This window comes from Pantoea sp. PNA 03-3, from assembly GCF_003201175.1.
In the GTDB taxonomy this organism is placed as follows: Bacteria; Pseudomonadota; Gammaproteobacteria; order Enterobacterales; family Enterobacteriaceae; genus Pantoea; species Pantoea stewartii.
This window is the reverse complement of record NZ_QICO01000002.1, coordinates 530,944-553,642: the sequence shown is the minus strand read 5'-3', so window position 1 is coordinate 553,642 and position 22,699 is coordinate 530,944. Positions and strand designations below refer to the sequence as shown.

Below are 22,699 nucleotides of genomic sequence, written 5' to 3'. Positions count from 1 at the left end.
TATGAATATATGTGTATTTTGCAGTTCAGGGAATGGTATCAATCCACTTTTGAGTTATGCAGCCTACGAGACAGGTAACCGTCTGGCAAAGCGAGGTGATACAATCATACATGGAGGTTCTCGAAGCGGATTAATGGGAAAGCTTACCGAAGGAGCAGAAGCTGCCGGAGGTAAAGTGATAGGCGTAACGTGTCCACAGGTTCGCCCCTCTGAACCTTTACCAGAGAGTTCACTTGAAATAATAGAAACCGACTCACTTAGCTTGAGAAAAATGGCGATGATAAATATAGCTGATGAGTTTCTCATTCTTCCAGGTGGTTTTGGGACATTAGATGAGACGTGCGAAGTCATCACACAAAAACAGTTAGGACTGATTAAGCAAACTATAAGCTTTATAAATATCAATAACTATTGGGATAAGTTTTTTGAATTTATTAAAATAGCTGAGCGTGAAGAGATGATCCTTACTGAAGGAAGAGATACATTCAGAAAATACGCCTCGCTTGATGAGTACTTCACAAATCATGATTAATTATCTCCTTAATGGTACACTAATACTGCTATTAGGCCTTTTATGGGCATCTGAATCAGTCCTTGGCAAGTTACTGTTAACAAATGGGGCAGGTATTTTTGATTTTCCCATAGTTCTGAACTTTGGAACTGTCATCGCTATTCTTATATTGGCATGTTTAAAGAGAAATGTGAGGGTTTTGACAGATGTGAACATTAAGTCCTGCATTTGGTTGCTTAGTACAGCATTGACTTTAGTATTCTTTCCATACTGCATTCTTTACTTTTCTTTGCAGCAAATGAGTCCTGCCGAAACCTCTCTTATAACAAGCTTAACGCCAGTATTTTCAATGATACTAGGCCTTACGCTTGGACAGATGAGGCTTAGTGCTTTATCTATAGTGGCACTAGCCTCTGGTGTTTTTGGGGCTTCTCTATTGATAGTGCCTCAGTTAGATAGTAGCTCTGGCAATGCTTCTTCATTCTATTATGTTATCATGCTTTTAGTGCCACTTTCATACGCGGCTAGCGGCTATTTCCTGAAAGCTTCTTTTCGCGCCGGGATAACTTATAACCAACTCCTTCTTGCTACAAATCTTGTTTCTGGATGCTTGTTTTTAATTTTAAATGACGGATTTCCTAGCAATATACAGATTAGTAGCACAGGTATTTATTTAACAGGTGTTGTATTTAATATTGCGGCAATAGCACTAATGCTTTTTATAACGGGCCGAAGCACACCGTTTTCATTAAGTTTTTCAAATCACGCAACACTTGTTTTTTCTTTTATTTTCTCTGCTTTATTTTTTAACCAAGAAATGAACTTCGCTATATTCTTATCAGTTATCCTTATAGTTTTTAGTTCCGTCCTAACACAGGTAAAAAGATGATGATTCATTTTATTACAGGCAATTCAGAAAAATTCAAAGATGCACGGCGACATTTTTATTCCTGTGGAATTAACTTAAAACAGACCATCATGTTTGTTCCTGAGATACAGGCTGAACATGCAAATGAAGTTTGCAAAAAAAAAGCAGAGTATGTATCAGAGGAAATTAATCACCCCTTTTTTGTGGAAGACAGTAGTTTTCATATTCCTGCCCTAAAAGAGTTTCCTGGAGTTTATGTAAAATATGTTTTAGAAACTCTTGGCACGGAAGGCTTGCTCAAAGTAATGAGTGGAATAAAGAATCGCGAATGCTATTTCAGAAGTTGCATTTGCTATTACAATGAAAAAAAAGAAAAGCATGAGTTTACGTTTATCAGAGATAATCTTTATCTCACTGAAAAACCATATAGAAGCATACATGGCTGGTCACAGCTTTGGAATATAATCGGCTTAAGCGATTATGGTAAACATTTTAGTGAACTCAATCCATTGCAGGTTTCAGCACTGGAAGATAAGTGGAGAAAAGAAAATCCTTTCACCCAGCTTACTGATTTTATACGAGAAGTTAATCAAGATGACGTATAATCAAAAGTATATATAAGCCAATATATTTACAATTTTCAGTTATCACTTACGTTAGCTGAAGCAAACGTCCGCTTCTCGCTCATAGCGGACCTTCAGCTCAGTCAGCCTGTCCGCTTTGTGCCAGAAGCGGAAGTGACGAAGGATCAGTACAAGTCAATCAACGAAAGATTGGTCATCGCTTTTTAGTGATTAATCTAAATAATGGACATTTATGCCGGATGATTACAAATCTTAAGTCTATGATTAACTTATTGGGACATAAAAGCAGATGAGCCAAAATTTAGAATTCATGCTGTTAGCGCTTGAAAAATCACGTCAAGCGCTCCCAGGCTGCAGACCAAATCCACCCGTAGGGTGCGTGATTGTCCATAAAGGACAGGTGGTTTCCTACGGCTTCACTCAACATCCAGGTCATCATCACGCAGAGATAGACGCCATTTCAAAACTAGCGGTTCCAATAGGTGAATGTGAAATCTTTGTCACACTGGAACCCTGCTCCTTTCAAGGAAGAACCCCCTCATGTGCTTTGACACTTGCTGAGCTAAAACCACGCCATGTTTATGTAGCCATTGAAGACCCGCATCCTAGAAACAGTGGTGAAGGACTCAGAATTTTAAAAAATGCAGGGGTCAGCTTTACGCTAGGAATTGGAAAACGAGAAGTAGAGAAGTTTCTATCGCCTTATCTGGTGAAATCCCAGGCAGTGTGAATACAACAAAACTGTTCTGGCCATAAAATTTACGTCCGCTTTTCGCTCATAGCGGACCTCCAGCTCAGTCAGCCTGTCCGCTGGGCGTCCTGTCGACTGTCATGTTTCGCACAGAGCCGGCGCGCCGTCTCTGCCCGGCTCCGTTTCAGGGCCAGAGGATTTTCATCCTGACGCAACACCTTCCGCTTGCAGTAGCGGTCTGGCTAAGTCGCTCCGCGTAACTGGTCAAAAAACACTCTTGCTGCGGGGCGCAGCAAGGTCAAAAATTGAACAACCTGTAATTAGATAACCGGGATTATGAGTTTCAGACTGTTGTAAAACCTGTGCTTTCAGGATGATGCCGGTTCATCTTAACTGAATGCAGGTATTAACGATGGCAGAGAAGAAAAACAGGGCCGGTGCGCTTCAGTCTGAACTACGAATTGAACTGCACACTAATTATGCGATTGGTTTATGGGAAGGCCGCAAAGCGGAGAAGCGTGAAGACGGTAAAAAGGGAAAGCAGCCGATTATGGGTATGCCCCAGTTCCTTCATCGCTCCACACAGATCAACCGCGATTCTCAGCAAAACGAACCATGGGCTGATATGGCCATGCTGACCCTTGAAGAAAAGATTGAGCATGCCAGTCAGCAGATGAATGAACTTATCGCCTCGCTGGATAAGCAGATGAGTTTCGTGCCTGCGGGTGTCAGTATTACGGATGCACAGGCAGCTGAAACGCTGGATCTGACGGTATTCAGTGGCACCCCCCTCGGTTACCGGTGCGTATTTTTACTGATGGGTTTTGATCAGTATGCAAAAAGGGTTTTGCAGGCCGCCCATTATGGTGTCATCTCCCGCAGTCAACGTTATGACATGCTGGGCAGCGGAAGCCGTCTGCTGAGAGAGATTTATGGCTCTGTTTTACGCTATCGCAAAGTAGGCGCAACCCGTCTTGACGCACTTGAAGATAATGAGAGGTGGCGCACTGCGTGCGAGGCTGCCGGTGAACCTGATCGCGCCGTTCTGCTCGGTGACAAACGCTCGGCGTTTTCTCCGCCGATTAACGAGGCCAGCGTGAATCTTCTGCGCCTGCGTTATAAAGCCGGTCAGTAGCGGGGGCCGGTGATGCGGTTATTCTTGTGCGAAAAGCCTTCTCAGGGGCGTGACCTCGCCGCCGTGCTGAGCGCGACCCGACGCGGTGACGGTTTTATAACGGGAAACGGCGTAACTGTCACCTGGGCGGTAGGCCATCTGCTGGAGACCGCGCCCCCTGAGGTCTATGGCCAGCAGTACGGCAAGCCCTGGTCACTGTCCGTGCTGCCAATTATCCCTTCAAGGTGGCAGGTTGTCGTTAAAAAGGACACGCAGGATCAGTTCAGGGTCATTGAGAAACTGCTCAGGCAGGCAGATGAGGTGGTGATTGCCACCGACGCCGATCGCGAAGGTGAAGTCATCGCCCGCGAACTGCTGGACTACTGCGGTTGGGAGGGGAAAATTCTGCGCCTGTGGTTCTCGGCCCTGGACGAGCTCAGCGTCCGGGCTGCTCTGAGCGACCTGCGTCCGGGACAGGCTTCGGTCGGGATGTACCATGCCGGGCTCGGTCGTTCACGCGCGGACTGGCTGGTCGGCATGAACCTGTCCCGGCTGTATACCCTCAGGGCGGCCGAAGCAGGTTTTGAGGGCGTGGTCTCAGTCGGGCGGGTACAGACGCCCACGCTGGCACTGGTTGTTCGTCGCGACCGCGAGATTGCCGCTTTCGTGCCGAAGCCCTACTGGCAGGTTAAGGCCACGCTCAGTACCGCCGGTATGACATTCGCTGCCTCCTGGGTGCCAGCCGCTGTCTATGCGGATGAGGAAAAGCGCTGTATTCACCAGAATATCGCTCAGCAGGTGGCGCAGCTCTGCCGTCAGGCGGGTGTTGCAACCGTGACGGAGCACGAAACAAAACGCGAGAAAGAGGCCGCCCCGCTGGCTTTTTCACTGGGAATGCTTCAGCGGGCCTGCGGCAGGATGTGGAATATGTCGCCACAGCAGGTGCTGGACACTGCTCAGAGCCTGTATGAAAAGCACAAGGCCACGACCTATCCCCGCACAGACTGCGGCTGGCTGCCGGAGTCGATGCGGGAAGAAATCCCGGCCGTGTTTGATGCCATGGCACGGACTGACCCCTCACCTGAGTTCGCATCCCTGCTTTCACAACTGGACAGAGGGTTTGTTTCCCGCATCTGGAACGATAAAAAAATCACGGCGCATCACGGCATTATCCCCACGCGCAACGCCGTTCAGCTGTCCGGCCTGACTGAGACAGAGCGACAGGTCTACCTGCTTATCCGTCGCAACTACCTGGCCCAGTTCCTTCCATTCAGTGAATCGGACGCAACGCGTATTTCCTTTGATATCGGTGGCCAGCTGTTCCGCACGACTGGCCGAACTGAAGTTTTGAAGGGCTGGAAAGTGCTGTTTACGATGGACGAAGAAGATAAGGACACTGCTGAGGACGAAAACGCAGGAGCCCTGCCACCGCTCAGCAAAGGGGCACAGTGCGGCGTTACCGGCGCAGAGGTTAAGCAGCTGATGACCCAGCCGCCTGCGCATTACAGCTTTGACACGCTGATTGGTGCCATGATGAACGCCGCTGCTTATGTCACTGACCTTCAGCTGCGTAAAATCCTCAAAGAAAACGCCGGGCTCGGTACTGAAGCAACGCGTGCCGGCATCATCGAGCAGCTGCTAAGCCGCCGATTCATCACGCTCAAAGGCAGCAAACTGCTGGCAACAGACCTGGGTGCGGACGTCATCGATGCCCTGCCGCCGCAGTTGACCGACCCGGGTATGACTGCGCTCTGGGAGCAGGCGCTTGACGAAGTGGCTGCCGGCCGTATGAACCTGAACGACTTTCTGCAGCGTCAGACCGCCTGGACCGCGACGTTAGTCAGCCAGGGAATGCAGCAGCGCATCAGCATCCGGGTGCCGCCTTCGCCTCCTTGCCCGCTCTGCGGCAGCCAAACCGCCCTGCGCAGGAGCCCTAAAGGGGAATTCCGCAGCTGTACGCGCTACCCGGAATGCAAAGGCATCATCAGTCTGGATACTGGCAGGCGTAAAAGCCCCGCCCGCGCTAAGTCGCCAAAAACAAAAAAGAATTAACCCGTCTTATCCGATTGCGGGCGGGTAGCGCCTTTGTTATTGTGACGCCGGCTCTGAAGCCGCCCCCCGTGACTGCGGGCTCCTTCAGCATCTAATGCATGTGCTGTTGGAGTACAGTCTGGTCGCCCCCTACTACCTGTGCGGGAGGCGTCAAGGCACGAAAACTCCGTGAAATCCGTGCCGGGAGCTGAACACACCAGCGGAGCAACTGCCTCATGCAGGTTAACAAAAGGTCGATGGTGCAGACCCCAGTGGCGGTGCCGTGAGGTGCCGCTTTTTATTATCCGCGCACTGATGAATTTTTATACGCGGTCAGATTGACAAGCGCCGCGTGTACGTGAAAGATAAAGAGGCTAAACGTTGTCCTTCCGACAACTGCCAATGTTCCGGTGATTTGAGAGGGACGCCTTCGGGTAATCACATGCCAATGCCATCACAACCTGAGAGATGGCGCTTTCGGGCGGTTCAAACCTGTTAACCTTTGCAAACAGGGACCTGAATACCAGGTTAAGGTCCTCTTCACCAATTCAGCCTGTCGGCAGTTATCTGCTGACCCCTGCGGGAAACTCTCTCCCGCACGGGACTGATGTTTCTCCGCGCCCTATTTCGTTTTACTCCGGAGATAACATCATGACTGCAACTGCAAATACCCCTGCTTCAAACAACACTGCTTCTGCTGGCTCTGCCACTACCGGCAACAACCAGAAAGAGTATTTCAACCTTAACGTCAGTGGCATCGGCTACCTCAGTTCGATTCGTCGGCTGCAGGGCGCTAATGGTGAGTTTACCTGTGCCGTAATCAATGCCCTGACAGGTCCGACTGACAATGCTTCCTATACCCGCTTCGACATTACCGTTGCAGGTAAAGAACAGACCTCGCTCATCAACCGCTGCCAGAAAGCCGTTGATGAAGAGGAAAAAGTCCTGATTGGCTTTGTACTCAGTGGCCTGAAAGCCGACGTGTTTACCCTGCAAAGCGGTGAGCATGCCGGTGAATCCCGCCCCTCACTGAAGGCCCGCCTGATAAAGGTCGAGTTCATCAAAAAGGGGCAGGACGTTGTTTACAAGGCTCCTAACGCTTCCCAGACGCCCGAAACCGGTCCGGCCGCTCAAAAGGCTTACGATCCGGAATCTTTCTAAGCGTCACGGACACACCGCCGGAACACATCCCGGCGGGTGTGTTCCTCTCAACCCCATTTCTAAGAGGAATTCATTATGTCCGCACGCGGCGTCAACAAAGTTATCCTGGTCGGCAATCTCGGTCAGGACCCCGAAGTTCGTTACATGCCAAACAGTACTGCAGTGACCGGTCTTTCCGTTGCCACTTCAGAAACCTGGCGTGACAAACAGACCGGTGAAAACCGGGAAAAAACCGAATGGCATCGCGTCGTTCTGTTTGGAAAGCTGGCTGAAATAGCCGGTGAATACCTGCGTAAGGGTTCACAGGTCTATATCGAAGGCAAACTCAGAACACGAAAATGGCAGGATAACGAAGGTACTGAGCGTTATACGACCGAAATCGTGGTTGATGTAAACGGAACGATGCAGATGCTGGGCGGGGCTAAAAACAGCACCAACACCAGTGGAAACAATAAGCCGTCAGGCCAGCAGAGCGCATGGGGCCAGCCACAACAGCCTCAGCCCTCTCAGGCACAACAGTCGGCACCAAGTAATCCGGCGAACGAGCCTCCAATGGACTTTGATGATGACATACCGTTCCTCGGACATGGTTATGGCGTTTGTCGTAAGGCCATTTACGCAATTTCGTAAAGGATTCATTAATTTACACCCTCGCGGCGCCAGTTTTTTCTGGCGCTTTTTTATTCTATAATGATATTCATAAATCAGGAATGTCACTGGAGATCAACCATGAATACACGATATGAAGCCGATGTTGTTGCCTGGGCACAGGAGCAGGCGGCTTTACTGCGTGCGGGTCGCTTCTCTGAGATTGATATTGCTAATATCGCCGAGGAGATCGAAGACGTGGGCAAAAGCGAAAAGCGTGAATTAGCCAGTCGTATGGCGGTTCTGCTTGCACATCTTCTCAAATGGAAGTTCCAGCCTGGACGCCGTGGATCAAGCTGGCAACGTACCATTAAAGAGCAGCGTAAAGCTCTGGCGTTGCATATAAAAGGTACGCCGAGTCTGAAAGTGGCCCTGGCCGATCCAGACTGGATTGCGACCGTCTGGGCCGATGCTGTTTCTTCTGCCGCTCAGGAAACGCAACTCGATGTGTTTCCTGAAGACTGTATCTGGGATATGGGGCAAATCCTTTCCCTGGAATTCTACCCAGAACAGGACTGACACTCACCGTAACTGATTAACACAGCCAGCTTATGCTGGCTTTTTTATACCGGCTTCGCTGATCTGGCCTGACTCGGTTATGCCGCAGAGCTGAATTTAATCTGACAGTCTGCTCTGTGCCAGAAGCGGACATTGCTAACATATCGGTGTATTAATCAAAGGGATCAGGACAGAATTTATGGTCATGTTTTACAAAAAAATGCTTAACTGTTGCAAAGAAGGAAGTAACTGATGGGCGTTTTAATGTGGCAGTTTGATGACCAACCCAATACAGCAGTTATAGCGAATAGAAAAATTTTTACTTCGGGGGAATGGATATCTTGTGTTTGTCACGATAGTGAGGATGGAGGCACGCCTGAAAGAGGTGTTGTGAGCCTCTTTCAGGCGTTCATTGCTTAATGAAAGCTAGCGTACAATATGCAGGAAGTGCAGGTGCTTTTCATACTGGTCAAGGATATCGTGTATGATCTGCTCCTGGGTCCATCCCATAATGTCATAATCCTGTCCACCTTCTTTAAGGTACACTTCGGCGCGGTAATAACGATGTTTCTCATCCCTGTCGTTATCCGACATACCAGCGAGGGCAAAGGCCGGCTGCATATATGACCGCAGACGTATCTCATAAACAAAGTTAAGCTCATTACCAAGATCTACTTCGAAATGGATCCTGTCGTCTGCGTCATCATTCGTGTGAGAAACGGTATTCTGTTTTGCCAGCTCCTGTTCCACCATTTCCATCGCAGGATAGATAACCTCGGTCATAAAACGCTTCACGTGTGAACGTTTCGGAAAGTAGGCTATGTTGCGCAGTCGACGCTGCCAGGTAATAGGATTACGTGCCGCCGTGGGCGCAATGGTCGCTATCTGCTTACTTTCACGCTTCCACGCATCAACACGTAATGCTTTAATCAGGCCGTAAATCGACATCATGAGAATGATGGCAAACGGCAGTGCGCTGGCTATGGTGACAGTCTGAAGCGCTTTCATGCCACCGGCGAGCAGCAACGTTACGGCCACAACGCCCATCAGAGCTGCCCAGAAAATGCGTTGCCAGACAGGCGTTTTGTCTGTACCACCTGATGCCAGCGTATCCACGACCATCGCGCCGGAATCCGCTGAAGTGACAAAGAAAACCACGACCATTGCCATAGCGATGAATGACAGCACAGAGCTGAACGGAAAGTGTTCGAGGAAATTAAAAAGCGCCAGCGTCTGATCAGACTGCACGGTCTGCGCCAGATCGCCTGCACCTTTCTGCATAATCAGCCAGATAGCGCTGTTACCAAAAAACGTCATCCACAGCAGAGTGAAGCCAGCTGGCACGAACAGCACACCCGTGACAAACTCACGAATCGTTCGCCCCCGGGATACGCGCGCAATGAACATTCCCACGAAGGGTGACCATGCCAGCCACCATCCCCAGTAGAAGAGCGTCCAGCCTCCAAGCCATTTACTGGATTTCGGTTCGTATGCGTACAGGTTGAACGTTTTGGTCACCAGTTCAGAAAGATAGCCGCCGGTGTTTTCAACAAAGGATTTCAGCAGCAAAACCGTAGGCCCGAGCGCACCGACAAGGATCAACAGCAGGACAGCGAGGGAGAGGTTCACCTCAGAGAGGATACGAATCCCCTTATCCAGACCGGATACCACTGAAAGTGTTGCCAGCCCCGTAATGACCGCTATCAGAATGACCTGCATGGTTGCGTTAACAGGCACGCCAAACAAATGGTTCAGTCCTGCATTTACCTGCAGCACACCATAACCCAGAGATGTGGCCACACCCAGCACGGTACCGATTACTGCAAAAATGTCCACGGCATGCCCCATCCAGCCATAAATGCGATTTCCTATGATCGGATAAAGTGCGGAACGAAGCGTAAGCGGCAGGCCGTGACGGTAGCTGAAGAATGCCAGGATAAGTGCAACAATGGCATAGATGGCCCACGCGTGAAGCCCCCAGTGGAAAAAAGTAATGCGCAATGCTTCCTTCGCTGCCTGCACCGTTTCCGGCGTGCCTGTCGGTGGCGACATATAATGCATTACAGGCTCCGCCACGCCGAAGAACATCAGCCCGATGCCCATCCCTGCAGAAAAAAGCATGGCAAACCATGAGTGATAACTGAAATCCGGTTCAGCATGGTCCGGCCCCAGTTTAATGTCACCGTAGCGTGACAGCCCCAGGTAAGCAACTGTGAGAAGAATGACTGCAACAGCAAGAATGTAAAACCAGCTGGCATTGGCAAAAAGGGCATTCTGAAGGGTTCCAAGCCGGATTTCTGCCTGCTCCGGAAACAGGGCGGCAAAAACAACCAGTACAAATATCAGTGCTGCAGACGTGAAGAAAACCGGCGGGTTTATGTGGCTGCGTTTAGTTTTTATGTTCGATTCTTGAGAAGTCATATCGTTCCTGTTCTGTTGAATGAACTCCGAATGTAACAATCTGTATAAAGCAGTAAAAGCGAAGTCCCCACGACTGCGCAGATTTTCACCGCTTCTTTACACGTTCCTCTGATTAAAAGCGGAATGTCAGTCACTGTTGACATCAGCATTTAACAATACCGACAGCCAGTTCCTCCAGTCGGAGAATATCCTCCCTGAGAACCAGCGCCTTTCTTGCCCGATCCAGTGCCAGACGGGAGTGTCTCCTGGCATCAGCTGCGTAAACGGCAGGTTTATACTGCGCCAGCGCCAGTAAAGCTTTTTGCAGACGGATATGCACTTCAAGCAGCGCAGCACCATCGCGTGCTATTGGCGTGAATATATCGTCAAAAAGGTCACTGATGTTGGCCGGGTGTATGAACAGTCGGGGATAAGGGGCAGAGCCTTCACCGGTTTTTGCCGGGGAGCAGAAAAGACGCACAGCGCGGCCGATGATATCAATGGCGGTTCCCGGATCGTTCACGGCAGGTGAGAGAGCACGCGAGGCAATCTCCGAAAGAACACACAGCCCGAAGCGAGGGTCCTGATCAAATGATCGCTGTTCTGCAACCGTAAAGGCTTCCCGTAATTCCTGTTTCTGCTCTTCGGATAAGACCTTCAGCGTATATAAAATCGGAAAAGATAAATGCAAAAAAGCACCGGAACGAACGTTCAGATACAGACTCTGATCATTTTTATCTGCAAATTCAGATAATTTTGCCAGATCGATATGCTGGATATAACCGACCCTGTCGGGCATTAACGGCAGCATGTCCGTCGTTTCAGGCCCTTTACCATGCCAGGGTGAACAACCGAGACAGGAGTCCTGCAGCCACGGTGAGAGTGCTGATGCAGTCGCATCTTCTACGCGCTGAGACGTTTCCGCCATTCGTCCGAACTGTGAAAGATGCTGTATCCAGCGCAACAGGGTGATGACAATCATCACAATAACAATCAGCGTGACAAAAAAGAGCACTGCACGTCCCTGAGAACCATAGGCTCCCATACCGAGCGCGACGATACCGACAAGACTGAATAGAAACGAGCCTATGAATGTGGCCAGAACATTCTGTGTTGTGCGATCTTCAAGTAGAAGTTTAGTGGCGCGTGGCGTGACGCTGCTGCCTGCAGTGTTATAAGCCGAGACCATGATGTTAAGTGAGAAGGTCGTCACAGCAAGCATACTTGAGGCCAGAATGCCCAGTATTTTATCCACGGCATCGGTACCAATAAGGCCGGATATGGATACGGGAATAAAAGCTTTGACAGCGATTGCGACTAAAGCGGTTACCACAGCCAGTACAGCAAAGAGTGTACTCCTGAACCAGAGCTGCCTAGTCAGTTGACGAAAAATCCATTGTGTTTTTGACATCCCCGGCTCCTGGAAGTAGATAAGTAACAGAAAAAATGTGCATTGATCTGAAAGTATAAGTTCTCTTTTTCTTCATTGAGGCAACATCATAATTTTTATGAATTTCTGTTTTGAACCTCTCCTTGTGAAGTACATTCGCTTTATTTAACCGTTCTGACTTACGGCCATTTCACGAACGTCTATCCCGAAAGAATTTTTTATGTTCAGGTAAGTTGACCTGCTCCCTTCTGATAAATATGCCGTAATGCCAGCCATGTTAGTTTTTCGCCTAAAGCCGATCTTCAGCGCCGACAGTCCGCCTTGTGCCAGAAGCGGATATCGAAAAAACGACCAGAGACGTACCTATTTTTTTGAGGATATGTTTATGCTGGTATATGGCGAGATTCTTTGATCTTGCATTGAAGGACAAAGGCTACAGAAACTACCCTTAGGCTGGAATGTAAGTGAGAGGCTGACTGATAAAGGAATCTGGGAAAGTGCTGCGGCAGGTTTGCCGCAGCAAGCACCCTTGTTATTTTGACTCAATAAATCCCTGATACTGAACGCAGCATTCTTATCGCGAAATTTTATTCTGGTTCATTTTTTAATATTTCACATCTTTTAATCATAAAATTTTTTCAAACCTGATTTTCAGATAAATATCCTGGCGATAATTTTTTGCACAACTACAGTACATCCTGAGGCTGTATTCACTCGAAATGGAGGATTTGCTGTGTTTTATCACGACGATGAAAAAGGCCATATCATTATCGGTGAAGCAGCGATCAGTCTGTCGCTGAGAGGCCATGACATTACGACAGAGTCCCTGCTTCAGGAACTCGCCGTTATGGCTGATGGTGAAGTAAGCGACTCAAAACTTGCTGAAATCTTTGACGCCAAACGCTGGCTTCAGGGATACAGCAGGTACGGCAGTCGCGAACAGGCTGAACTGCACTGCATGATGACAGGCCAGGAAAACGACGGATAATACCACCGGGAACGTAGACCGGCTCCGGCCGTGACACGACGAAGAATAGCCAGCCTCATTCGGCACACTCTGACGTGCCGGCCGGAGAAACTGTCAGGGACGACACTTCCGGTTTAATTCTGAACGTCAGACACCCTCCCTGTATCACTCTGATTCATAGTGCTTAGCTCTTTTTGCAAAAGAAATTTAGCATCCAGACTAAAAAAATACTGTACAGAATTTTATGTTTTGTATAACTTTCGCCGCGCCGTCAGCCGATGACATTTTAACCACCGCTTTTCAGAGAGATATAGTATGTCACAGAGCAGCCTGAAGACCGATACTGCGGGAGATTTCGCCCACTATTTTAATAATACGCATCAATTTTCACAGCAGGAAACGCTGGGCAGATAGTCGCTGAAATTCTGCGTAGCGGCAGTGCTCTCAACCGTACTGCAATCTGTTCCAGGCTCGTGCGTCGCCTGGAGCTGGCAGGCAATATGGAAGAGGAGCGGCACTATCACTCACTTATTGGCCTGCTGCTTGGTCGCAGGTAAGCCCTCAGAAACAGAAGCTGCCTTATGTACAGGAAAAGCCTATGACTTTTTTACAGGAGGCGGTCTGAAGCGTTGTGCACAGAAACAAAATAAAAAATTGCAGGCGAAGTTAATGCCGGCGAACTTGCAGGACTGCTGAATGAGTGTTTACCGGTATCGGGTGTCATTCTCAAGGCAGGGCTGATGGGATAGCCGGATAAGAGAATGAGCATGAACGGGCTTAAACTGTGGGGCTTAATGGAGTCAGTTAAATTCCTTCCGTCTTTTGCGCGTCCCTGTGCCCCGTGCTCCCGCTCAACAAGGATGACTTGCCGCCGCCCGATATGCGTCAACATTTACATGTGATATCTCCGTACCAGTCTGGAGGCGGGAAAGGACCCGCAGCGCCGGGAGACTTATGGCCACCTCTTTCCTGTTAACCTCTGGAGGACAGAGTATGCAACCAAATATAACTGAACAAAACATACTGCAGGTAATGAATGAGCACAGCGAACAGTTTGCTGCTGAGGCTGAAATTGTCATGGACATCGTTCAGCGCCTGAAAGCACGTAACGGACGCGTGCTGAGAAAAGATGTGATACTCAGCCTTATAACTGAGATGGAAAGCTCATCTGACATCGTCAGACTTGATGTTCTGCGTTGTGCTCTGGAAATTGTCGTTTATTACTCGTGCGATGTTGACGACTTCAGAGTGCAGTAAAGATTGCGCGGTGCATATGCGCTTTCCGGTCCGCTCTAAAGCCAGCTGCTTTAAGATTTTCGCGTAAGTCACAGAGTGAGGATCGCTTCTCTGCTGCTGGTTACCCTCCCCGGCACATCGCCGGGTGCCCCATTCTTCACAGTCAGACAGAAATCTCTTTCAGGTTTACAGCATTTCCTCTCTTCGGGCATAGCGGACGCCGGTCTGCCCCTCAGTACGCTAAAGGTCGGAAGCGCACATTCCTGACGCCGGGAATAATTCAATCAGAGGAAGGTAGTAAGGGCTTTGTAAATAAAAAAAAGGGGGCCGGAGCCCCAAATACTCAGGTGGAATACAGACTGATTATTACTGACAGCTTCAATATCTGGCTGTTATCGCTGAGATTTATCGGCACTTCTTCCCACTTTCTGAATGCGGGTTTTGTGTTTGTATCTTTCAGAGCAATTGGCAGACCGGTGCTGTTGTTTTTTTATACTCAACTATACTCCGTTAACTGCTGACTGCTGCGTCGGCTGTGAGATGGTTTAGCTTTCCTTTGCCCGCTTCGCGGGCATTTTTTTGAATTGCGCTTTCAGTAACCCGGTCAGCAGCGTTTCAGATGATTCGTTATCAGTCAGAGAGTGGGAATTCCTGAGTCGTCAGGCGTATACATGTCAGCAGGATGACAGTCTGCTTTTTTTTATAATTAAATTCCTTTTTCTGCCGATAAATATGCTGGAAGTTTGGTTTACAGGCACCTTTTTCAGCATATCAATTACTTATAATGGCAGGAAATAAAGATGACGATTACACAGCGGTTACTGCTCACCTTTTCGCTCCTTTCTGCAGCGCTGGTCACGATGGTCATCGTGGCCGTCGTCGTTGCCGGAGGATTTCAGTCGCGCTTTCAGTACGTGCAGGAGAACACCGTTCCCTCACTGCTGGACATCGGCAAAATGGTCGACGGAAGCAACTCCCTGATTATCTGGCTCTACCGTCACCAGAGTGCAACAGACCCCCGACGTCAGGCCGAAATTGAGAAGCAAATCAACACGGTTATCAGCAACATTACTTCTCTGAATGAATACTATCTAAAAAACGACATTTCCAATGAAGAGGACCGCCAGCTTACGGAAGCGGCCTTCACCACTATAAAACGGATTGAATCCACGCTTCCGGCGTTCCTGGCAGGCTCACGGGCTCAGAATGATGCGGTTGCCCTGGGTGCGCTTCAGGGAAGCGACGGCATTGGCGAGGCCGCGCGCCAGCTGATTGCAGGTTATCAGAAGCAGCTGAAGCTCAATGTGGACATCGGCAAAAGCCTGCGTAAAGAAAATGACAGAACCTATAAAACGACAGTATGGAGTCTGACAGGCGGTTCGGCGCTTGCCATCATCATTCTGGCTTTCTTCACACTCAGAACTATATTTGGCATCCGGCGCCAGCTGAACGGCATGCGTGAAACGATGGAAAGTGCCAGCGAAAAGCTTGACCTCACACTCCGGGTTGACGCGTCCCGCCGGGATGAAATCGGCATGACGGCCCGGGCATTCAACCATCTGGTTGAAAACGTCTCCCTGTCGCTGTCAAAAGTAGAGGCGTCAGCCCAGTCGGTCAGCTCTGCGTCGGCACAGATATCCGCAGGTAACGAAGATCTCTCATCGCGCACCGAGGAGCAGGCAGCCTCACTGGAGCAGACCGCAGCAAGCATGTCTGAGCTGAGTGAAACCGTTCGCCAGACCGCTGAAAACACCCGCCTGGCCAGCCAGCTGGCGAAGAATGCACATGAAATCTCAGAAGACAGTGCCAGTCGTGTCCGCACGCTGCTGTCTACAATGGGCGATATCAGAGGAAGCTCAGCGAAAATTACTGACATCATCGCACTGATTGAAGGGATTGCATTCCAGACCAACATTCTGGCCCTGAACGCGGCCGTTGAAGCGGCCCGTGCCGGCGAGCAGGGGCGTGGTTTTGCCGTCGTGGCCGGTGAAGTCCGCAATCTTGCACAGCGCTCGTCGTCTTCGGCCCGCGAAATCAAGGAGCTCATCGAGTCGTCAATGGGCTTCGTCGAAGCCGGCTCCGCTCAGGCAGAAGGTGTGGGTGAAAACATGTCCAGAATGAACGATGCCGTGCGCCAGGTCACCGACCTGGTGGATGAAATCTCCGTGGCGGCCAGTGAGCAGTCTCAGGGAATAGGACAGGTGCATCAGGCCGTCAATCAGATGGATGACGTGACGCAGCAGAACGCCGCGCTCGTTGAAGAGGCCTCAGCAGCCTCACGCTCTCTGATGGAGCAGGCTGCCGCGCTTAACCAGCTGGTAAACACCTTTACGCTCACGGCCCCGACGGGCGCGACTCAGCCTGTACGCAGTCAGGTTAACCGACCTGTGCAGGCGCATGCAGTTCTGCGAACAGGACCTGCCGTTGCGGGTGCCGGTGATGATAACTGGCAGAGTTTCTGATGCTGCGCTTAATGATGTCATGATTAAAAAGGGGCTCTGCAGCCCCTTTTACGCATCACGTTTCATCCTGAGATACTGATAATCCCCTGAGACCAGCAATCGCCTCATGGTTTATTTCCTCATCTGCACCGTCAACGGCACGCGAGATGGACAGCAGATTCTGAAGCTCACTGAGCAGGATAGCGGCGTCTGACCTGAGCAGTTCATCACATTCGGCAGAGTCAATGACGGTATTGATCGCCTTGTTTGCGCTCTCAATCATCTGCGTCACACCTCCCTCTTTACTCACCGCCAGAACAAGCGCGCTGATGAGCAGTGACTGTGCCTCAACGCGTGCGGTCAGCTGTTTCATGCCTGCGTCAATTTTCGAAATTTTAGCCAGCATGCTCAGCACAACATTTTTCATTACCTGTACCCCCTGAATAAAAAGAATATTAACTTTCCTGCCGCGTCAGGATATTACCTTCACGCTGAAAACGGGTCCGGACTGAACAGGGTGTCGTGCGGGCAGGCATCACCATTCATGATGCCTCTCTTCAGGCTTACCGGTGATGAACCGTCACCACGACTCGCCGTCAGGGATAGGGCCGGTGCTTCAGTTCTTTATTTTCCCGTGCCGTTGCAGGGTCTGAATGATTTTCGCCTGAACGTTATTTACACCGTCGCGAACCGCGGACAGCTCTTCAAAAGACATGCCCGTATCGCCAGTCACTTCCGCCGGAATGGCGGCGGCACGGAGCCTGAGCGCATGACCTTCTGCAGTGAGACGGATGATGACCCTGCGCTCGTCATGAGCGGTATCACGCGTACGGCTGATAAAGCCTGCCTGTTCAAGGCGCTTCAGCAGGTGACTGAGCGTACCGGAGTCAAGCTGCACGCGCTGCCCTACCTCTGACACCGTCATGCCGTCTTTTTCCCACAGCACCAGCAGGGCCAGATACTGCGGATAGGTCAGTCCGAGCGGCTTAAGGTGCGGCCGGTAAAGCTTTGTCATTGCCAGTGAGGCTGAGTAAAGCGCAAAGCAGAGAAAGTGCTCCAGGCTCTGTGGATCTGTGCTTTTGCTCTCGCTGACGTCACTGCTGTTATTCATGCCGGTATTCCCGTTGTGGTTTACAGCCGACAGGCCGCCGGAAATACAGAATATCACGTACAGACCCGGATGACCTGAAGCGCCGCGGGGCGGCATGGCGCGCAATAATACCGACGGCAATTAAATTGTGCTCAATTTATTTTGTAAAGAGTCTGGAGAACGCTGCGCGCGCAGCCGATAGAGCCTGTAACTCTCCCTGCATCCGGAAAAAAAATAATGAAGGTTTCAACACGTCTTGCCACAGGCTTTGGATTACTGGTTCTGCTTCTGATTATCTGCACGGGAACGGCCCTCAATGCCCTGACTGAGGCGCAGCGCGGCATGAATGACGCCGTGAACAACAAAATGAAACGGTTTGCGCTCGTGCTGGATATGCGGGGTGATATCCGTGATATGGCGATTGCCGCACGCAACCTTGCTCTGCTGAGTGACCCTAAAGACATGCAGCCCGAATGGGAGCGGCTTAATACAGGACGTCAGAAATACACCGGCGAGCGCGAGCAGCTGGTCGACAGCATGTCCCACAGCGTCAGTGCAAAGGGCAAGGATGTGCTGGACGACATTCTGGCCACCGAAAACGAAGCGCTGCAGGCACTGATGGAGGCAGGAAGAATGGGTATGGATAACCGTCAGCAGGAAGCGACAGTCTACCTGATGAAAACCGTTCGTCCGGTACAGCGAAAACTGCTTAACGCCCTGAGTCAGCTCACCGACATTCAGAAGCAGCAGACCGTGGATACCGTTAACGATACCGGCGAAACCGTTGCACGCACAAAGACGGTGCTGACTGTGCTTGTGCTGCTGTCCGTGCTCACCGCAGTGGCGGGCTGTCTGATTGTCAGCCGTAGCCTGCTGCGCCAGCTGGGCGGAGAGCCGGCGCAGGCGCAGGTGCTGGCCGCCACCATCGCCGCTGGTGACCTGACCTCCCCGGTGGCACTTCGCCGCAATGACACAACCAGCCTGCTGGCCTCGCTGGATGGTATGCAGGCCAGGCTGCGCGGCCTGGTGTCGCAGATTAAGGACGCGTCTGCCTCTGTGGCGCTGGCTGCCGACGAGATTTCACAGGGCAACACTGAGCTTTCTTCACGCACCGAGCAGCAGGCCGCCGCGCTGCAGGAAACGGCCGCCAGCATGGAACAGCTCACCGCGACGGTGAAAAGCAACGCGGCCGGTGCGCAGCAGACTGCCGGGTCTGCACGTGAAACGGCGCAGCTCGCACGTAACGGCGAGGCGGACGTACAGCGAATGTCGGACACCATGCACGACATCTCCGTCAGCGCCACGAAGGTGCGCGACATCACCTCGGTCATTGAGAGCATCGCCTTTCAGACCAACATTCTGGCGCTGAACGCCGCCGTCGAGGCCGCCCGCGCAGGTGAAGACGGCCGTGGTTTTGCCGTGGTGGCCGGCGAAGTCAGAACGCTGGCGCAGCGCAGTGCTACGGCTGCACGTGATATCAAGGTCCTTATTGAGCAGGCCGTCACGCAGGTGGAAAGCGGCGTCACGGTGGCCTCGTCGACCGGGCAGAGCATCCTGAAAATTGTCGGCATGGTCGGGGAACTGGCCGAGTCCATGGACGAGCTTTCCCTGGCGTCCTCTGAACAGATGCAGGGCATCTCGCAGGTGAGCATTGCCGTCAGTCAGATGGACGGCGTGACGCAGAACAACGCTGCGCTGGTCGAGGAGTCCTCCTCCGCCTCACAGTCGCTCTCTGAGCAGGCCCACGCCCTGCGCACCATGGTAGAGACATTTAAGGTATGAATCCCGACACTTATAACGAACAGTAAGCCGTGCAGATTTACAAAAGCCCTAGCGCCCTGAAGGAACGCGTGGACTTCATGGTAAGCCAGCTGATTCAGGGGAATTACCTTTAGGCATCCCCCTTTGCCAGTAACCTGATTCACCTGAACCGGGCCTTTGAGCCCGTGCAGACCCGCATGGCAGTGCCTGGCGTAATGGCGGTACTCCTTCGGGAGGACTTTCTTCTCCCCGCCGATCTTATTGCCACTTGCCGGGCGATTGCGATGATGAATAATTTCCTGGTCTGCGTCACTGGTCAGGAGGCTGATTGAATACCAGAGAAAACAAAAATACTGGTTTAAGCTGACCAGCCTTACGTACTACATACTCTTCATCCCAGACACAGTCCGGCAGGTGCTGCCGGACCGCTCAGGATGCTATAGTGTAAGGCTATTCGCTTTACGGAGGCTTCATGGGTTCCAGAGAGGATACCGACGAAAAAGCGCTTGAGTTGACAGGTTTTGTTACCAGGCAGTTGCTCAGCGGAAAAGACAGCGTAAAGCAAGAAGACATTATTTCCGCTTTAAACCGCCTCAGTCATGAAACCAGCGACTGGGCGGTGCGGGTCAGTTGTGAAAAGGCTGTGAAGATGATGAGGCACAGGATGAACTGACTTATGTTAATCATCACCTGCTCTGTAAACGAGCAAACGGTCGACCGCTGTCATTGTGAGCTGAGCTGTCCTGTGAAGTTCTTGCCATTAGCAGGATTTACTCTGGCGATGTTAAACTCCGCGTTTACGGCACTGTTTAAATACCCCCCGGTCTCTCGTATGGCATCCTTTATAGCCTGACGACGCTTATCGCAGGTCTCGGTCTTAAGCATCCGTTTCAGCCGAGCCGAGAGCGTTTCATTACAAACTTCAGCGTCATCATCCAGCAGTGATAACAGGGCTTCTCCAATAACAATGTTGATCATTTCTTCTTCACTTCTGAACATATAAACCTTCCTGTTTCCTGGCAGTAAAAGTCCATTTCGGCGGACAAGCGGTATTGCTCTGGAGCGGCATTTCTTTTTGTTTGATTTTTAATCTACACCCTAATCCCCGAAACTTATAACTTTAAATGGCACTGTCTTTATTCGTAAAATTATCAAAACGCTAAGTCGCCCAGGCTTCTGTATGCCCTGGCGGTAATCAGCAAAACAGCGTTTCTCTGATTTATAGCAACTCATACGGCCTTAAACCTACACCATGGCTTCATCTGAATTGCCTTCAGGAGGTAATGAGCTAAGTGCCTGTCCAGTCATTTAAATGGAAAAAAACCGCCCGTAGGCGGCTGAATCTCCATCGCTAAGGATGGAGTGTTCTTTGCGGAGAACACTCTAAGCCTGGTTTTTCTCGTGACGGTATGCAAGCGTAAGCGGCAAATCTTGCTTCATTTCATAACATCACTGAGCCTCGGTTTTTTTGTTAATTTCCCGGTCAGAGTTTTGAATTGTCCGGTTTTACGCCGCAGCCAGAATAGCAGTCCTGATTAAGACTATTCTTGGGGTGGAACCTGATGGCAGTACCTTCCGGACAGGCCGCTAAACGTGTCGGCATCATTGCCTGCACTGTGATGCTGGCAGGCTGTGTGAATGCAGCCGCGACAGATAACGCGTCGGTGTATTCACGCAGCCGCACACCGGCCCGGTTTGATGATATCTACCGCAACCGCTCGCCTGAGGTGGTGCGCTACGATCGCTATACCCTTGTCAGCACCCGCCCTGCAGATGCGCAACTGGACCCGCTGAATCAGGTTGTCGATATCACTATGCCGGCGCAGCTGGTCAGCACGGTCGGAGAAGGATTCCGCTATCTGCTGCTGGAGTCAGGCTATTCACTGTGTTCAGCAACGACCGCTGCGTTTTCTGAGCTGCTCAGCCGTCCGCTGCCCGCCGTTCAGCGCACCATCGGCCCGCTGAAGCTCAGCGAAGCGCTTCAGGTTGTCGCGGGTCCCGCCTGGCGTCTGAAGGTGGACGAAGTAAACCGCGAAGTCTGCTTCGAGCTCCGCGACCAGTACCGCAGCTTTTCAGCGCCGGCTGCCAGCCTTCCGGCCATTCGCCCTGCGGTCAGCGCCCCGGTCCCCAGGCCATACGCAACTCCGGTTGTGCAGACTAAAGCAGTATCAGTACAGACACCTGCATCCGGGCTTGCCAGAAAACCTTTCACCGGCGATGTGGTCACGCCCTCAGGACTCAAACCGCAGAGCCTCAGCGTTCCCTCGCCGGTACTGCAGCAGAGTCAGCCGTCAGTATCTTCCGGAAATATAACGGCCTCTTCACAAAAGCCAGCCCCTTTAGCTTCAGCGGGAACCGCAGCTGCTGCGCACACCACGGCGCAGCAGAATCACGTCGTCATTACTCCGGCAGCCGTCAAAACCAAAACTGCCCCCCTGACTACAGTGAATGCCACGCCGAAAGCGGCTTCAGTCGTGCATCAGCAGCCGTCCACGGCTGTCACACCGGCACCCGCTGCGGACAGCCGTATCGTACCCACTTATTCGACGGGTACGCTGGTAACGCCGCCTGCCACGGGGCAGACCTGGCGGGCTGAGCCGGGCACCACTCTCAAAGAAGCGCTCACCGCCTGGGCGGCAAAAGCGCCCTGCGCCAATGGCGGCAACTGGGTCCTGATCTGGCCCGTCACGCTGGATTACCGCATCGATGCCCCTCTGGTGTTTCACGGCAATTTCGAGTCGGTTCTGGTTCAGGTGTTTGACCTGTACCGCCACGCTGAAAAGCCGCTGTTTGCCGAAGCAAACCGCATTCAGTGCCTGGTGTCCGTCAGCGACACACCCACGCCCGGAGGGCGGTGAGATGGGTTTTGCCCTGCCGGTTATCGCGCTGGCCATGTTCTTCTGGCTGATGGCCAGTGACGCCCAGCGCCGTAACTCAGACGTTGTCACGCAGTCAGTGACCGTAGCCGCGCCCTCGCGGCTTGCCACCGACATGCTGCGAACGGCAGATGCGGTGAACGACTGGCGGCATGGCCGCTCAGTGGGTGACGGACCCGTTTCGCCGGCGGCGACCGGCATGATGCCGCCCCCTGATGAGCGGATTCAGAGCGTGATTCAGAACGGCAGGCTGTGGGTCTGGGTCGCGGACACGCCGGGTGTTTATGCCGCACTCCGTAATCAGTCGACATCCTCTGCGCTGGCGCTGACCGTTGCCGGGGGCCGGCTGCGCATGTTCGACGGCACAGACATGAATCTTTCCCTTCCGTCCGGCGTGACGGAGGGAAGCATTGTTTACCTTAACTGAGGAGC

General features: G+C 51.5%; 20 protein-coding genes and 1 pseudogene. 16 read left to right on the top strand and 5 right to left on the bottom strand.

All coding sequences use genetic code 11. From position 1 onward, the window contains the following. The first annotated feature begins 1 nt into the window (after position 1). The 9 genes from C7433_RS09005 (at position 2) to C7433_RS08965 (ending at position 8,127) form a co-directional block, all read left to right on the top strand. The gene (locus tag C7433_RS09005; RefSeq protein ID WP_110268038.1) at positions 2 to 532 is read left to right on the top strand and encodes a TIGR00730 family Rossman fold protein; all 531 of its coding nucleotides are present in this window, start codon (positions 2 to 4) and stop codon (positions 530 to 532) included. Then, a complete protein-coding gene (locus C7433_RS09000; RefSeq protein WP_110268037.1) occupies positions 507 to 1,400 on the top strand; it encodes a DMT family transporter in 894 nt (297 codons plus the stop codon). The genes C7433_RS09005 and C7433_RS09000 overlap by 26 nt, the downstream gene beginning before the upstream one ends. Beyond that, positions 1,397 to 1,984, top strand: a complete 588-nt coding sequence (locus tag C7433_RS08995; RefSeq protein WP_110268036.1) for a non-canonical purine NTP pyrophosphatase — start codon at positions 1,397 to 1,399, stop codon at positions 1,982 to 1,984. Before C7433_RS09000 ends, C7433_RS08995 begins: the two co-directional genes overlap by 4 nt. A 268-nt stretch (positions 1,985 to 2,252) precedes the next feature. Then, entirely contained in the window at positions 2,253 to 2,693 is a 441-nt protein-coding gene (locus C7433_RS08990; RefSeq protein WP_110268035.1) for a bifunctional diaminohydroxyphosphoribosylaminopyrimidine deaminase/5-amino-6-(5-phosphoribosylamino)uracil reductase RibD, read from the top strand. A gap of 373 nt (positions 2,694 to 3,066) precedes the next feature. After that, positions 3,067 to 3,789 (top strand): PFL_4669 family integrating conjugative element protein, encoded by a 723-nt coding sequence (locus tag C7433_RS08985; RefSeq protein ID WP_110268034.1) that lies wholly within the window; start codon positions 3,067 to 3,069, stop codon positions 3,787 to 3,789. A gap of 12 nt (positions 3,790 to 3,801) precedes the next feature. Next, entirely contained in the window at positions 3,802 to 5,820 is a 2,019-nt protein-coding gene (locus C7433_RS08980; protein ID WP_110268033.1) for a DNA topoisomerase III, read from the top strand. 630 nt (positions 5,821 to 6,450) lie between these two features. Further along, positions 6,451 to 6,960 (top strand): STY4534 family ICE replication protein, encoded by a 510-nt coding sequence (locus tag C7433_RS08975; protein ID WP_110268032.1) that lies wholly within the window; start codon positions 6,451 to 6,453, stop codon positions 6,958 to 6,960. 75 nt (positions 6,961 to 7,035) lie between these two features. After that, a complete protein-coding gene (locus tag C7433_RS08970; RefSeq protein ID WP_110268031.1) occupies positions 7,036 to 7,590 on the top strand; it encodes a single-stranded DNA-binding protein in 555 nt (184 codons plus the stop codon). Positions 7,591 to 7,689: 99 nt separating this feature from the next. Next, on the top strand, positions 7,690 to 8,127 hold the full coding sequence (locus C7433_RS08965) for a DUF29 domain-containing protein (protein WP_014606856.1): 438 nt from the start codon (positions 7,690 to 7,692) through the stop codon (positions 8,125 to 8,127). A 405-nt stretch (positions 8,128 to 8,532) separates the two neighbouring features. Here the strand turns inward: C7433_RS08965 and C7433_RS08960 are convergent, their stop codons facing one another. Together C7433_RS08960 and C7433_RS08955 are read right to left on the bottom strand one after the other, a co-directional pair. Continuing rightward, the gene (locus C7433_RS08960; RefSeq protein ID WP_110268030.1) at positions 8,533 to 10,527 is read right to left on the bottom strand and encodes a choline BCCT transporter BetT; all 1,995 of its coding nucleotides are present in this window, start codon (positions 10,525 to 10,527) and stop codon (positions 8,533 to 8,535) included. A gap of 142 nt (positions 10,528 to 10,669) precedes the next feature. Next, a complete protein-coding gene (locus C7433_RS08955) occupies positions 10,670 to 11,917 on the bottom strand; it encodes a DUF2254 domain-containing protein (RefSeq protein ID WP_110268029.1) in 1,248 nt (415 codons plus the stop codon). A 712-nt stretch (positions 11,918 to 12,629) separates the two neighbouring features. Between C7433_RS08955 and C7433_RS08950 the strand changes: the two genes are divergently transcribed. The 4 genes and pseudogenes from C7433_RS08950 to C7433_RS08935 all read left to right on the top strand — a co-directional run bounded on the left by C7433_RS08950 (position 12,630) and on the right by C7433_RS08935 (position 16,561). Further along, positions 12,630 to 12,884, top strand: a complete 255-nt coding sequence (locus C7433_RS08950; RefSeq protein ID WP_110268028.1) for a hypothetical protein — start codon at positions 12,630 to 12,632, stop codon at positions 12,882 to 12,884. Between the two features lie 294 nt (positions 12,885 to 13,178). Then, positions 13,179 to 13,420 (top strand): annotated as a pseudogene (gene ycgZ, locus C7433_RS23845) (regulatory protein YcgZ). A gap of 397 nt (positions 13,421 to 13,817) precedes the next feature. Then, positions 13,818 to 14,120 carry a biofilm development regulator YmgB/AriR family protein gene (locus C7433_RS08940; RefSeq protein ID WP_110268027.1) on the top strand — a complete coding sequence of 101 codons (303 nt, stop codon included), beginning with the start codon at positions 13,818 to 13,820 and terminating at the stop codon, positions 14,118 to 14,120. Between the two features lie 779 nt (positions 14,121 to 14,899). After that, a complete protein-coding gene (locus C7433_RS08935) occupies positions 14,900 to 16,561 on the top strand; it encodes a methyl-accepting chemotaxis protein (protein ID WP_110268026.1) in 1,662 nt (553 codons plus the stop codon). A gap of 55 nt (positions 16,562 to 16,616) precedes the next feature. Here C7433_RS08935 and iraP read toward each other — a convergent pair whose 3' ends face one another. Together iraP and C7433_RS08925 are read right to left on the bottom strand one after the other, a co-directional pair. Continuing rightward, on the bottom strand, positions 16,617 to 16,967 hold the full coding sequence (iraP, locus tag C7433_RS08930) for an anti-adapter protein IraP (RefSeq protein WP_110268025.1): 351 nt from the start codon (positions 16,965 to 16,967) through the stop codon (positions 16,617 to 16,619). A 189-nt stretch (positions 16,968 to 17,156) separates the two neighbouring features. Next, on the bottom strand, positions 17,157 to 17,651 hold the full coding sequence (locus C7433_RS08925) for a MarR family winged helix-turn-helix transcriptional regulator (protein WP_110268101.1): 495 nt from the start codon (positions 17,649 to 17,651) through the stop codon (positions 17,157 to 17,159). A 216-nt stretch (positions 17,652 to 17,867) separates the two neighbouring features. On the opposite strand from C7433_RS08925, the gene C7433_RS08920 reads away from it, so the two are divergent. Beyond that, complete coding sequence (locus tag C7433_RS08920; RefSeq protein WP_110268024.1) at positions 17,868 to 19,412, top strand: methyl-accepting chemotaxis protein; 1,545 nt, start codon at positions 17,868 to 17,870, stop codon at positions 19,410 to 19,412. Positions 19,413 to 20,114: 702 nt separating this feature from the next. Here the strand turns inward: C7433_RS08920 and C7433_RS08910 are convergent. Then, positions 20,115 to 20,390, bottom strand: coding sequence for a hypothetical protein (locus tag C7433_RS08910; RefSeq protein WP_110268022.1), 276 nt, complete (start codon positions 20,388 to 20,390; stop codon positions 20,115 to 20,117). A gap of 563 nt (positions 20,391 to 20,953) precedes the next feature. Here C7433_RS08910 and C7433_RS08905 point away from each other — a divergent pair. Both C7433_RS08905 and pilM read left to right on the top strand, forming a co-directional pair. Beyond that, entirely contained in the window at positions 20,954 to 22,249 is a 1,296-nt protein-coding gene (locus C7433_RS08905; protein ID WP_110268021.1) for a TcpQ domain-containing protein, read from the top strand. Between the two features lies 1 nt (position 22,250). Beyond that, positions 22,251 to 22,694, top strand: coding sequence for a type IV pilus biogenesis protein PilM (pilM, locus tag C7433_RS08900; protein ID WP_110268020.1), 444 nt, complete (start codon positions 22,251 to 22,253; stop codon positions 22,692 to 22,694). Positions 22,695 to 22,699: the final 5 nt, after the last annotated feature.